The organism is Mycobacterium sp. 852014-52450_SCH5900713 (genome assembly GCF_001667075.1).
In the GTDB taxonomy this organism is placed as follows: Bacteria; Actinomycetota; Actinomycetes; order Mycobacteriales; family Mycobacteriaceae; genus Mycobacterium.
Genome location: NZ_LZIL01000074.1, coordinates 75919 through 88080, shown reverse-complemented (window position 1 = coordinate 88080; position 12162 = coordinate 75919). Strand labels below are relative to the sequence as shown.

General features: G+C 65.8%; 13 protein-coding genes and 1 pseudogene. 8 read left to right on the top strand and 6 right to left on the bottom strand.

Translation table 11 applies throughout. From position 1 onward, the window contains the following. Window positions 1-156: pseudogene (locus A5773_RS22695) on the top strand (cutinase family protein); the annotation flags it as partial. A gap of 12 nt (window positions 157-168) precedes the next feature. On the opposite strand, the gene A5773_RS22690 reads toward A5773_RS22695, so the two are convergent. From A5773_RS22690 to A5773_RS22680, 3 genes are all read right to left on the bottom strand, one after another. Continuing rightward, window positions 169-870 carry an Rv3717 family N-acetylmuramoyl-L-alanine amidase gene (locus A5773_RS22690; RefSeq protein WP_067792748.1) on the bottom strand — a complete coding sequence of 234 codons (702 nt, stop codon included), beginning with the start codon at window positions 868-870 and terminating at the stop codon, window positions 169-171. A gap of 67 nt (window positions 871-937) precedes the next feature. Next, window positions 938-1594, bottom strand: coding sequence for an enoyl-CoA hydratase-related protein (locus tag A5773_RS22685; protein WP_067792724.1), 657 nt, complete (start codon window positions 1592-1594; stop codon window positions 938-940). Then, the gene (locus tag A5773_RS22680; protein WP_067792721.1) at window positions 1591-2217 is read right to left on the bottom strand and encodes a TetR/AcrR family transcriptional regulator; all 627 of its coding nucleotides are present in this window, start codon (window positions 2215-2217) and stop codon (window positions 1591-1593) included. The genes A5773_RS22685 and A5773_RS22680 overlap by 4 nt, the downstream gene beginning before the upstream one ends. Window positions 2218-2336: 119 nt before the next feature. Between A5773_RS22680 and A5773_RS22675 the strand changes: the two genes are divergently transcribed. The 3 genes from A5773_RS22675 to A5773_RS22665 all read left to right on the top strand — a co-directional run bounded on the left by A5773_RS22675 (window position 2337) and on the right by A5773_RS22665 (window position 4262). After that, on the top strand, window positions 2337-2546 hold the full coding sequence (locus tag A5773_RS22675; protein ID WP_231989216.1) for a three-helix bundle dimerization domain-containing protein: 210 nt from the start codon (window positions 2337-2339) through the stop codon (window positions 2544-2546). A 69-nt stretch (window positions 2547-2615) separates the two neighbouring features. After that, window positions 2616-3032 (top strand): DUF6636 domain-containing protein, encoded by a 417-nt coding sequence (locus A5773_RS22670; RefSeq protein ID WP_066956751.1) that lies wholly within the window; start codon window positions 2616-2618, stop codon window positions 3030-3032. A 60-nt stretch (window positions 3033-3092) separates the two neighbouring features. Beyond that, on the top strand, window positions 3093-4262 hold the full coding sequence (locus tag A5773_RS22665) for an acyl-CoA dehydrogenase (RefSeq protein ID WP_067792718.1): 1170 nt from the start codon (window positions 3093-3095) through the stop codon (window positions 4260-4262). Here A5773_RS22665 and A5773_RS22660 read toward each other — a convergent pair. Further along, window positions 4259-4816 carry a TetR/AcrR family transcriptional regulator gene (locus A5773_RS22660; RefSeq protein WP_067792715.1) on the bottom strand — a complete coding sequence of 186 codons (558 nt, stop codon included), beginning with the start codon at window positions 4814-4816 and terminating at the stop codon, window positions 4259-4261. The two genes, A5773_RS22665 and A5773_RS22660, sit on opposite strands and share 4 nt — an antisense overlap. A gap of 212 nt (window positions 4817-5028) precedes the next feature. Here A5773_RS22660 and A5773_RS22655 point away from each other — a divergent pair, with 212 nt between their 5' ends. Continuing rightward, window positions 5029-6285 carry a hypothetical protein gene (locus A5773_RS22655; protein ID WP_067792745.1) on the top strand — a complete coding sequence of 419 codons (1257 nt, stop codon included), beginning with the start codon at window positions 5029-5031 and terminating at the stop codon, window positions 6283-6285. Between the two features lie 46 nt (window positions 6286-6331). Further along, window positions 6332-7177, top strand: coding sequence for an SDR family NAD(P)-dependent oxidoreductase (locus A5773_RS22650; RefSeq protein ID WP_067792712.1), 846 nt, complete (start codon window positions 6332-6334; stop codon window positions 7175-7177). Here the strand turns inward: A5773_RS22650 and A5773_RS22645 are convergent. After that, the gene (locus A5773_RS22645) at window positions 7174-8133 is read right to left on the bottom strand and encodes an SMP-30/gluconolactonase/LRE family protein (protein WP_067792709.1); all 960 of its coding nucleotides are present in this window, start codon (window positions 8131-8133) and stop codon (window positions 7174-7176) included. The two genes, A5773_RS22650 and A5773_RS22645, sit on opposite strands and share 4 nt — an antisense overlap. A 195-nt stretch (window positions 8134-8328) precedes the next feature. Between A5773_RS22645 and A5773_RS22640 the strand changes: the two genes are divergently transcribed. Together A5773_RS22640 and A5773_RS26820 are read left to right on the top strand one after the other, a co-directional pair. Then, window positions 8329-8790: an FIST N-terminal domain-containing protein gene (locus A5773_RS22640; protein WP_369817391.1), complete on the top strand. Its 462-nt coding sequence runs from the start codon at window positions 8329-8331 to the stop codon at window positions 8788-8790. A gap of 1103 nt (window positions 8791-9893) precedes the next feature. After that, window positions 9894-11336 (top strand): serine/threonine-protein kinase, encoded by a 1443-nt coding sequence (locus A5773_RS26820; protein WP_067792702.1) that lies wholly within the window; start codon window positions 9894-9896, stop codon window positions 11334-11336. 359 nt (window positions 11337-11695) lie between these two features. On the opposite strand, the gene A5773_RS22630 is transcribed toward A5773_RS26820, so the two are convergent. Then, entirely contained in the window at window positions 11696-12148 is a 453-nt protein-coding gene (locus A5773_RS22630) for a VOC family protein (protein WP_067792699.1), read from the bottom strand. Between the last annotated feature and the right edge of the window lie 14 nt (window positions 12149-12162).

Below are 12162 nucleotides of genomic sequence, written 5' to 3'. Positions count from 1 at the left end.
GAAGACCCGGTCTGCTCCGACGGCATGAACTTCGCCGCCCACAACACCTACGCCGACGACGGCGCCATGATCGACAAGGGCGTTGCCTTCGCCTCCAGCCACCTCGACGCGGGAACCGCTGGGGCGCCTGTGGTCCGGGGCTTCTCTGGCGGCTGAGCGACCGCTCGGCTACTGTTGGCCGGCTTTGGCGTTCAGGTAGCCGACGATTCCCTGGGTGACCGCGGCGGCATACCTCGCCCGGCCGTCGGGGCTTTGCATCCGCGCGGCGTCGTCGGGGTTCTTCATGTTGCCGAGTTCGACGAGCACAGCCGGGTACTGGGCGAGGTTCAGGCCCGCGAGGTCATCCCGGCCGTACAGTCCGCCCGAGCCGATGTAGTTGGCCGGCTGGAAACCGGCCTGCACCAAGGCGTCCCGCATGGTGTTGGCCAGCTGGACGGCCGGGCCGGATTGCACCTCGTTCAAGGGCGGGCTCGAATAGTTGACGTGGAATCCGCTGCCGGACGCGGGTCCGCCGTCGGCGTGGATGCTCACGATCGCGTCGGGGCGCATCGCGTTGGCCGCCGCGGCGCGCTGGTCCACGCAGGGGCCGACCGAGCTGTCGTCGCCCCGCGACAGTTGGGTGCGGACGCCCATTCCGTTGAGGGACTCGTTGATCAGCGCCACGACCGCCCAGGTGAAGGCGTGCTCGGGATAGCCGTCGTTGGTGGCGGCGCCCGACGTCTGGCACGCCTTGGTTCCGCCGCGGCCGTTGGGGACCTGCTGGCTGATGGACGCGTCGTTCACGGCGTTGTGGCCCGGGTCGAGGAAGACGGCCGACCCGGCGACGCCGGCGGCGCGGGGAGCGGTCATGAGCCCGGCGCCGAGCAGCATCGGCGCGAATCTCAGCACGTCGCGCCGTGAGACGAATCCCGGGTCACTCACCGCGCGATGGTAACAATCAGAGGTCGGTCAATGCCCGGGCCGCGGCGCGGAACATGGTCTGCTTGATCGCGCCGAGCGTGCCGGGGTCCTTGCCGGCGAGCGGGCGCAGCAGGTCGGTCGCCGCCGCGGTCACCTCGCCCTCGGCGGCGGTCGCATCGACGATGCCGAATTCGGCGGCGTCTTCCCCACCGAACCGCCGCCCGGTCGTCATCGAGGCCACCGCGGCGCGCGGCGTCAGCTTGGCCTGGATCAGCGCGGCCATGCCGTCGGTGAACGGAATCCGGATGTCGACCTCGGGGAAGCAGAAGAACCCTCGGTCGGCGCGCATCACCCGCACGTCGTGGGCCATGGCGAGCATGGCGCCGGCGCCGAAGGCGTGCCCGGTCACCGCGGCGGCGGTCGGCATCGGGAAGGTGAGGACGCGAGCGAGCAGGGCCTGCACCCGCCCGACGTACGCCTGTGTCTGGTCGGGGTGGGCGCCCAGCCAGTCCAGGTCCAGCCCGTTGGTGTAAAACTTGCCGACCGCGGTGGTGACCAGGCCCTGGGCGCCGGCCTGCTGGATGTCGTCGAGCTGCTCGTTGATCGCGTCGAGAAACTCCGGGGAGAACCGGTTCTCGTCCTCGCCGAGGTGTAGCACCGCGATCTTGTCGTCCCAACTGTATGTCGGTGTCATGTCGTGTCCTTCTCTCTGGTTGTGCGCCGGGGCTCCCCGACGTCGAGCACGGCGCGGACCGCGGCGCGTAGCCGCTCCCGGGCCCCGGGATCGTTGATCCTGTTGCGGCGCAAAAGGATCGCGGTCGGCAGATCGACGATGCAGGTGGTGATGACGTCGACGGCCGCCGCGTCCTTGCGGTCCCACAGGCGGCGGGCCAGCCGGATCATCGTCTCCACCAGCAGCCGGTCCAGGTCGCGCAGCTGCGTCGCGAGGTCGGGTGGCGTCTCCGGGCCCAGCAGCTCGTCGCGGCGCACGGTCAGCAGTAACCGCGACGACTCCGGGTAGCTGTCGGCGAACACCACCGGCGCCTCGGCCGCCGCCACCACGGCGGCGACGCCATCCCCCACGGGCGCCGCGTCGATCAATTCGCTTTGCGCGCTGAGGAATCGGTGCCCGGCCCGCAACCAGGCGCGCCCGACGAGTCCCGCCCGCGAACCGAACGTGTGGTACAGCGCGCCATTGGAGACCCCGATCGCGTCGCCGACGGCTCTGATCGTGACCGATGCCGGCCCGGACCGCACGGCCAACCGTTCGACGGCATCCAGGATCTGGTCCTGATCGTGAACACGTGGCCGGGGCATTCCGGCATAGAAACAGAGCGGCCGCTCTGTTAGGGGCGTGCGGCCAGTTCACGGGATCGCAGCACCGCCTTAACGCGAAATCCGTTTGACGGCGAACGCCGATCGGGAACCCCCCGCTCATGGGTAAGGTCACGCAGGTCAACGAAGAGATGCTGTTGGCGGACATCGAGCGGCAACTGGTCGACGAGTTCCCGCAAGTCCCATCGGAGGTCGTCGACGCCCTCGTCCGCGAAGAGCATGCCCGCTTCACGCACAGCCGCGTCCGCGATTTCGTTCCGCTGTTCGTCGAGAAACACACGCGCGAGCAACTGCGGATCCGGTCCAACTGAGGAAACGCCTACCGGCAAGATTCTCGGCTTTCCGCCCCGAGCGAGCGGATCAGCGCCTAGGCTCAGCAAATGATTCGGCAGGCGCTCGTCATCGGCGCGATGGTTGCGGCGGCCACCGGTGCGCCCGCGATCGCACGCGCCGACACCCTGAACTTTCAATCTCCGTCCGGGAACATCTACTGCGTGCTGGACAGCGCCTTTGTCGCCTGCGACATCAGCGACTTCGACTACCAGCCACCGCCACCCCCGGAGTGCGGCAAACACCTCGCCTGGGGTAACCGCTTCGTCCTTACCCAGGGTCAACCGGCCGCCATCCACTGTCACGGCGACACCCTGCGCGTCGCCGGCGAGCCGACACTCGACTACGGCCAGACCAAGTCCGCCGGGACGATCAGTTGCGACAGCGAGCCGTCGGGCATGACATGCACCGACAGCAGCACCGGGCATTACTTCCGTGTGTCCCGGGATTCCTACGATCTGGGCTGAGAGCCGTTCTCCTCGAACCTCTTACGTGACCGTACAAAATAGTATGGTACGGTCGGCGCCATGTCTGCGGTCGACACTCGCCCGACGTACGGGATCACCGACGACTTCGTCGCCCGGCTCGCCGAGCGCGCCGACGAGGCCGAGCGGCTGCGCCGGCTGCCCGCGGCGACGGTCGCCGAGTTCCGGGATACCGAGCTGTTCCGGCTGTTGCTCCCTGCCCGGTTCGGCGGCATCCAGGCGTCGTTTCCCGAACTGCTGGAACCGATTCGGCGCATGGCGCACGGGTGCGCATCCAGCGCCTGGACACTCGGTTTCTATGCCCTGCACAACTGGATGCTGTCGCTGTTCGACATGCGGGTCCAGGAGGAGGTGTTCGCCTCGGGGCCGGTGCTCGCCCCCGCTCCCCTGGCCCCGACCGGGCGCGGTACCCCGGCCGACGGCGGGGTGCGCCTGACGGGCCGCTGGTCGTGGGCCACGGGCGCGATGGACGCGGATTGGGTGATGGTCGGGGCGCTGATCGAGCGGCCGGACCGCATCGATCCCGCACTCGTGCTGGTGCCCGCCGACCAGGTCGAGGTCGTCGACACCTGGCAGACCGCCGGGATGCGGGGCACCGGCTCCCACGACGTCGTCGTCACCGACATCTTCGTTCCGGAACATCGCACGGTCGCGGTGGCCGACATCTATGGCGGAACGGCGCCGGGGGCGAACGCGCATGGGGTGCCGACGTACCGCTGGCCGATGGTCCCCGCGCTCGCGCTGGTGGCGTCCATGCCGGTGCTCGGTGCCGCCGAGCGGGTGACCGAGCTGTTCGCCGAACGGCTGGGCGGGCGCGTCCTGGCGTACAGCGGTGCGGCGCAAAAGGATCAGCCCGCCGCCCAGATCCGGCTGGCGAGTGCGCGGGTGCGGTTGCGGGCTCTCAGGGCGCTGGTCGACGAGACGGCCGGCGGCATCGACCGGATGGTGGCCGCCGGCGAGCGGGTGCACCGATCGGCACGGGCGGAAGCGCGGCTGGCGGCGGCCCACACGGTCCACGAAAGCCGGGCTGTTATCGCCGATTTGCTGAATGCCTCCGGGGCGAGCGCCCAGTTCCTGTCGAACCCGCTGCAGCGCTTCAAGCGCGACGTGGACATCGCGGCCGGGCATGTGGTGTTCGACTACGACGTGAGCCGAGAGTTGGCCGGGGCGTTGGCGATTGGCGCCAAGATCTCCCCGATCGCGATGGTCTAGTCCTTGAGCATCAGCTCGAGGAACCGCTCCCGCTGGGCGATCTTCTGCGCCTGCTGGGCCGAGCCGGCCAGGTGCAGCAGCCCGATGCCGGCGGCGAAGGTCAGCTCGGCGCGCAGCTTGGCGTCGTCGGGGCTGAAGCCGTAGTCGCTGTAGGCCTTGGTGACGGAGCGCAGCAGGCGCCGGTCGGCCGTGCGGATGTTGGCGGCGGCGGCCGGGTCGGTGCGGGCCCATTCGCGCATCGCGCGTTCCAGCGTCCAATGCCCCGGGCTGGTCAGGGCGGTCATCATGGCGGACAGGCGTTCCCGCGGGGGCAGCGCGTCGAGTTCGGCCAGCGACTGGCGGTCCTTTTCCAGGAAGGTGTTCCACGAGTCGACCAGCGCGGCCCGGTAGCTGTCCATGTCCTGGAAGTGCCAGTAGAAGCTCCCCCGGGTGACGCCCGCCTGCTGGCAGAGCCGCTCGATCTTCAGCGCGCGCACCCCCTGTTCGGCGAGCAGCGTGTAGCCGGCCTGCAGCCAGTCCTCGACGGACAGGCGCGGGGGCTTGCGCGCGGTCACAGGTGAAGGTTACGGGGGACGTTTCCGGGCGCGAATCCGTCCGTCATGAGGCCCCTGCGTTGGCCCGGGTGAACTCCTACCCAACACATGGCAAAGCGGAGCGGTCGGCCGGACACATGGGTGTAATGTCCGGGTTTGCTAGCCGACAAATTCCTGTTAACTCTTGGCCTGCTTGCTGGGGTGCCGAAGGATCAGGGGGTGCCGTGACCGAGGTGTCCGACGCGTCGGCGACGGTCGACAGCGACGAGGTCGTGGTGTCGTTCCAGGACGAATCCCTGCTGCTGGGCGGGGACCCCGCCGCCGTCGAGTCCTATCTGACGCGGCTGCGCGCGACCGCCGGCCACGCCATGCGCGTCGCCGGCATCGACAGCGCCTCGCTCGCGAACGCGGCGATCGCCGGGCTGGCTTCGTTTCTGGCCGACTCCGGCAAGTACGTGCAGTTGCAGCGCGACACCGTGGACGCGTTGAGGGAAGGCAACCTCGTTCCCCTCAGCGACGGCGTCTTCCGGCTGACCACGGGCGCCGATGCCGGCGAGCTGTTGGCCCAGCTGCAATGGCGACCGGAGCTGCTCGGCCCGGAGGTGATGCTGTCGGCGCAGATGATCGCGGTGCAGGTGGCGTTGAAGTCCGCGGTTGCCGAGGTCGAAGACGCCGTCCGTCGCGTGGAGGACAAGGTCGAATCGGTGCTCGAAGTTGCCCGTGCGCAGCGCGCCGGCGACGTGCTGGGCACCAGCCTGACGATCTCGCGGATGGTCGACTCGTTGGATAAGTACGGGTCGCTGCCCGATGCGTACTGGGATTCGGTGGCCATGCTGGGGCCGGCGCTCAACGTCACCGTCGAGCAGTTGCGCAACCACGTGAGCCGCATCCTGGCGTCCTTCGATCATGAGCTGCCCGTGCAGCAGCGCGCCGGGAAGCTGCGAAATGCCATCAGCGAGAACCGGCTTGGCGACACCCTGAGCCTGCTGGTCATCGCCGAGGAGGCGCTGCACAAGTGGCAGCGGTTGAACCTCGCCCGCATCGAGGCGAAGGAGCCCGAGCAGTTGCTGCGCGCGATCGACGAGGCTCGCGAGCTCGTCGACCATCATCTGCGCGAAGACCTCGACATCTACCGGAGCGCGAAGGAAATTCTGGACCAATTCGGCAAGACGGCGGCCATCGACGGCTTCCGATTCTGGGCGGTACGCGAGCTTGCGAAGCAACGCGGCGCCCTGCGCGACGAGCTCGACCGCTTCGCCGCGGCCCGTCAGCACCAGGTCGAGACCTGGGAGGACTTCCACATCCCGAGTGTTTTGGATGCTGCCGTCGCCACGTTGGGAGCCGTCGGAAGCGTTACGGGCCGGGTGTTCGTGACCGTCGGTCGTGGGGTCGTTTACTTGGGCGGGCAGGTCGTCGGGCCGTTCCGGGGACGTGGCGATGAAGGCTCTCAGGCCAGCTCTGGGCTCGAGGAACACCAGCCGGCGTGCTGATTGGGCGGTGGCGCCGCGGACTGGTTGTGGCGCAACGGAGGTCGGCGTGATCGATCTGGGACTGTCGGGCAAGCGTGCGGTGGTGTCGGGCGCGGGCTACATCCCCGAGCGCGCGGGCCACGGCTGGTTCACGTCACTTGCGCTTGCCGAAGCGGGCGCCTCGGTGGCCTGCATCGACATCGACGAGCAGCGCGCGGAGCAAATCGCCGGCGAGATCGTCGGCCGGGGCGGCACTGCCGTCCCGATCGTCGCCGATATGACCGACCCCGTGCACGTCGGTCGGGCGATCGATGACGCCGTCGCGGCGCTTGGCGGTGTGGATGTGTGCGTCGACATCATTGGTGGGGCGACCTGGTCGAAGGTCGAGGACTTCACTAACGAGTTGTGGGACAAGGCAATCCATTACAACCTGACCCAGGTGTTCTACCTCTTTCAGGCCGCTGCGAGGTACATGATCGCCCAGGGCAGCGGTGGATCGCTGGTGGCGATCGCGTCGGTCGACGGCATCGCGTCGGCGACCTACCACGCCGCCTACGGGGCCGCCAAGGCCGGCGTCATCTCGCTGGTGAAGACGTTCGCAGATGAGCTGGGCCGCTACGGCATTCGCGCCAACGCGGTCGCCCCGGGGAATGTGGGTACCGGCAACGAGGATCAGCCGCCTGGTGAGTACAACGTCAACGGGATCAATCCGCTGGCGGCGCCGCGCGCGCATGACATCGCCAACGCCGCATTGTTCCTGTCGTCCGAGCTGGCCGCCCGCATCACCGGTCAGACCCTCGTCGTCGACGGCGGTGCGACCATTCGGCAGCTATGGGGGCTGGGCGAGTCGATGATCCCTTCTGATCCCGGGGCGGCGCTGCCGGACTTCATGAGGCCCGGGCCGTCGGGCTAGCGCTGGTGGCTTAGCGGCAGGCCCGGCACCGAGCTTCTGCCCTTGAGGACGTATTGCGCCGTGATCGAGCCGATGTAGATGTCGCGCATGTCTTCCCCGCCCCAGGCGATGCTGGTCGGGCTATTTAGTAACGCGCCGTCGGGGTCTTCGATCACGGTTGTCGCCCGCCCGTCCGGGCTGATGGCCACGATCTTGTTGGCGAGAACCAGTGTGACCCAGAGGTTTCCCTCGGCGTCAAATGCGCATCCGTCGGCCATCCCCCAGCGGCGGCTTGTTTCTGGGTCGGCCAGGAACCGGCCGTGGTCGGGGCCGAACTCGTCGGGGCGCCGCCCGCCCAGGGGCGGGCCGTATGGCTCTTGAGGACCGAGTGTTTCGCCTTCGATCGGAAACCGCACCACGTCGGCGGCCAGCGTACGGACCACGTACAGGTAGTTCTCGTCGCGATCCAGCGCCATGCAGTTCGGGAAGTTCACGCCTTCGGCGACCACTCTTGCTGATCGGCGATCCGGTGCGACCCGGAAGATGAACCCGTCCGCGGTGCCGCACGCGATGGTATCCATGAGATCGTCCGCCATCGTGCTTACCGAACACCACAGCGCGCCAGTCGAATCCACGCAAACAAAGTTCAGCCACCGCAGCGGGCGCCCATCGAGTTGTCCGCTCAACACCACCGTGATCTCGCCTGTTTCCGGGTCGAGATCCTGCAGCACACCCAAGCCCCAGTTGGCGATCAGAAAGTGGCCGTCGCGATCCAGAGCGATCCCATTCGGCTCGCCGCCGGCCTGGCCTATGTGCCGAATAGTGTGCTCATCGATGAGTTCTGCGACAGCAGAAGCCCTGTCGGAGGCGAACACCCGGCCATCACCAGCCACCACAACATGTTCCGGGCGTTGCACACCGCGCCCGATGGCGTGCAAGCCGGTGACCTCTATCCGGGTCTCGCCCGTTGTGGCCATCGATACCCCTCGTGGATTTGTAGCAGCCAGATGTGAGGCTAGTCGAGGCGGCGTGATGCGGATCGGAGCGAGGGTTTCCATCGCACCCGCCACATGTGGGCCGCGTGGAGGCAGCAGCGCACGCGCAACGAGCTTGCGGGTGAGGCGTTGCCGCTCGCCGTGCTACTCGGATGCCGATCACACAACGATGAGGCTGTGGACGCCCTGGACGGGGTACAGCGGATGGTCGAGGCACCCGTGCTGATCTGTTGCATCGCGCAGGCAATCCTCGCCGCCCGCCAGGGGATAGAGGCCGAGCCCGTAGTGGCAATGTGGCTGGCGTCGCGCCTGGCCGCCGAGACGTTCGCGCTCAACTTGGTCCCCACTAGCTCTGGAGGCCCGATCACTGGTTACCGGTTCGATCGGGCCGCGCACGATCTGCACCTGTTGCTGCCGGATCCGTACACATTCCAGTCGAGCCTGCTCATCGAGCACGTCAACTCCGAGCTGCCGGGAACGACCGTGGTGGGCGGCGTGGTCCGCGGTGCGCGCCGACGAATTTACAGTCCGCTTTTCCCGGCGTTTGTTGGTTCCAGCCGTGTTGGGCATGTTGGGAAGGTGCTGTTCAGAAAGTTTGTTCTGTTGATCGATGAGAGTGGTTGTCAGCTCTACTGCTGACGGTCTGCGGACGGACTGCCGACTGTCGTGCGCAGAGACCGCTCGTCGCGTGGCCGAGCCTCTGACTGATCAGATTGAGGACTCTATGGGAGCCTCTGAGCTCCTACACGGCAAACGTGTCGGACTGAAAAATGATGTCCGAAAACGTCGCATGCCAGGGTTTCTGGGCTTCTACGCTGAGCCCATGGAGGAAGAGACCGGGGTGTGGTCTGAGGATGGGGCCGGGGGTAATGAAACTGAACAGCTTGCGCCTCCTACCGAAGTGAGATCCGCAGCTTGGTCTGACGAGCAGCAGGAGGACCAGCCGGTTCGGGAGGGCCAGTCTTGGAAGCAGGTCGGGCTGATCGCGGCGGCGATCTTCGTCCCCCTCACCGCGCTCGTTGTAATCCTCGGTTTCTGGTTGCAGCAGCCTCGCAAGCCGCTCGTGCCAGAGCCCTCAGCGGTCCCTCATACAACGACTCCTATAGCCACGCCGCCGCCGGTCACCGTGACAGCACCTCCTCCCGCGACCATCACGCAAGCAGCCCCGCCACCAGTGACGGGGGCAGCTCCCCCTCCGGTGGCAGCTCCCCCGACTCAAGGGACATTCCTTGTCTGCCCTGATGGGCACTCGGGAGTTGCTACAGGCGTGACCTCTTGTCAGTTTGCAATGAATGTGCGCGGCAGCTACCTCAGCAACGGTGGTCCCGAAGTGATTGCATACAGCCCGATTACCGGGCAGAGCTACGACATGGAATGCGTTGCTGGTTACACAGCTCACCTAAGCACTGGCAGGACCGTTGACGCTGTTCGTTGTGTAGGTGGCAACGATGCCGTCGTCATCCTGTGGTGAGGTAGTCATTTCCAGGGCCAGCTACGCTGTCGCTTGGCCACCAAGGCAGCCTAGGTGTTCAGAGCCCAGCCCCATGCCGGCGAAGACGGCAATAGGTACACCACGCCGAGTACGCCCTGCTTCACAGACCTACGGACGGCTGCAGCTCTACGTGACCTACCAGCCTGTGAGCTCGTAGCCCTCAACAGCGGCTGTGAATGCATCAACTTCCTGCCCACGTGCTGTAGCAGAGTCTTATTGTGTCCTGACTGAGTTGCCGGGGGAGGCTCAAGTGGAGGGGACGCCGTTCGGGCGATACCGCCTGGTGGAGTTGCTGGGCCGTGGCGGCATGGGCGAGGTCTGGCGGGCCTTCGACACTGTGACCGAGCGGACTGTAGCAATCAAGGTCTTGCCGATACATCTCGCTGACGACAATGTGTTTCAGCAGAGGTTCCGGCGGGAGGCCAGGGCGGCGGCCGGGCTCGACGAGCCCCACGTAGTGCCCATCTTTGATTTCGGCGAAATCGAAGGTCGCCTGTACGTGGCTATGCGTTTGATCCAGGGACAGGACTTGCAAGGTCTGCTAAGCGAAGGTCCGTTCCAACCCGCCTATGCGGTTCGCATAATCGAGCAGATCGCAACCGCACTGCACGCCGCTCACCGAATCGGTTTGGTGCATCGCGACGTCAAGCCGTCCAACATTCTGATTACCGAAGACGACTTCGCCTACCTGATTGATTTCGGGATCGCACGGGCCGCCGGAGAGACGTCCTTGACTAGCAGCAACATCACCCTCGGCACCTGGGCCTATATGGCCCCAGAGCGTTTCAAGGGTATTGCCGATGCCCGTGCCGATGTCTATGCACTGGCGTGTGTGCTCTACCAGTCGCTTACCAGCAAACAACCCTTCCCGGGCGAGAGTCTTGAGCAACTCGCCACCGCCCACATGTTTGAGCCGCCCCCGCAACCGTCCATGGTTCAAGGCGGCGTCCCTCGGGCGATGGACAAAGTCATAGCGAAAGGAATGGCCAAAGACCCCGAGCAGCGGTACCGAACGGCGAGAGACCTGGCAGAGGCTGCACGGACAACACTAACCACTGGGGAGCAATCCGAGGCTGACACCATGATGGCTGACACCCAGGCGGTCCCTACCGGCCCGACAGGAGCGCCGCCGCAAGCTGACTCAGGTGACACGAAGTCAACAAAGGCTCGTGTGATTGCCGTTGCCGTAAGCCTCGTGCTGGTCGGAGGATTAGCCTTCCTCGGCATCAAGCTTTCTCCGAAGCCTGAGAGCCCACCGACTACGGGAACAGCATCGGCCAAACCGACGTCCGCTACCACCCTTACTCCTCAGACCCCGCCTCCTTCGCCAACTGCCGCGGCCACTGTTCCGCCTCCGCCTGCGACCACGCCGACAGTCACAATGTCGTCCGCATATGCCGAACCAACCGAAACGGGAGTCAGTGGAAGTTCTTGCAGCGATCTGGGCAAACTCGCTCGTGACGTCAACACCGGTAAAGAACTGTATTGCGCGATGTTCTCCCAAGACCACTGGATGTGGTTGGAAACTCCCACGAATGTGAACGGGGTCCATATCACAAATACATCGTGTGATCCCCGAGTAGAGGTAATGGCGAGATCGCCTGACGGATACCTGATTACTTGCCAAGCCCCTTCCGGGGCGATCTCTCCTTACAAGACAACGTGGCAACACTTCATGAGCATGCTCGAATAACGAGTGCTCTTATCACCTAACTGCGGCCACCGGCCAGGCGTAGCGTCTCACTCCTGGTCGCACCCAGTGAAGCCCTTCTTGATTCGATTGAGATTAGTTTCGCTTGGTGTGCCCGCCAAGGGCCGCCGACGTTGTCTTGAAACAGACGACATCTAAGACACCGGGGCGGGCGGTCCGAACCCGCCGCTTTCGTCGAGCTCGTGCTGTCTCAAAAGTTCGTCTCGGAAATAACTTTCTCGAATCCGCGATTCCAGTACTTATGAGTCACGGCTGACATACCCGGCGAGTAGCCAGTGAGCGTAACGAAGCCCATGTCGGCTGTCGCAATAGCCGACTCAAAAACAGCATCGCAACACTGACTAAGGCCGCGCCGGCAACGCCGAGAGCCACCCATCCGAAAGCAGTTCCAACAACTGCCCATCCGGATCCCGAACCATCGCCATCGCCTCGGTCACCGTCGCGTCAACCACCGCTCCCCCGAACTCCTCGACCTTCTCCAACGCCCCGGCAAGATCGGACACCGAGAACGAAATGTGCGTCAGCCCAATCTGATCCATGACGCGTTCCGCCCCGGAGTGCACCTGGCGCTTCGAGTAGTCCATCAGTTCGAGCACAAAGCCGTTGCGCACCAAGTAGGTCGCATGCACCCCGAGCGGCTCGGGAAGCTGGACCAGCTTGGAGGTCGGGCCGTCAGGCGGATCGAGCTCCCACCAGAACTGAAACCCGAGCACATTTTCGTAGAACCGCCGCGACCGCTGCCGATCGGAGACGCACAATCCGACATGGTTGAAGGTCGTCCGGTGACTACTCATCGTGGCCTTTCTCG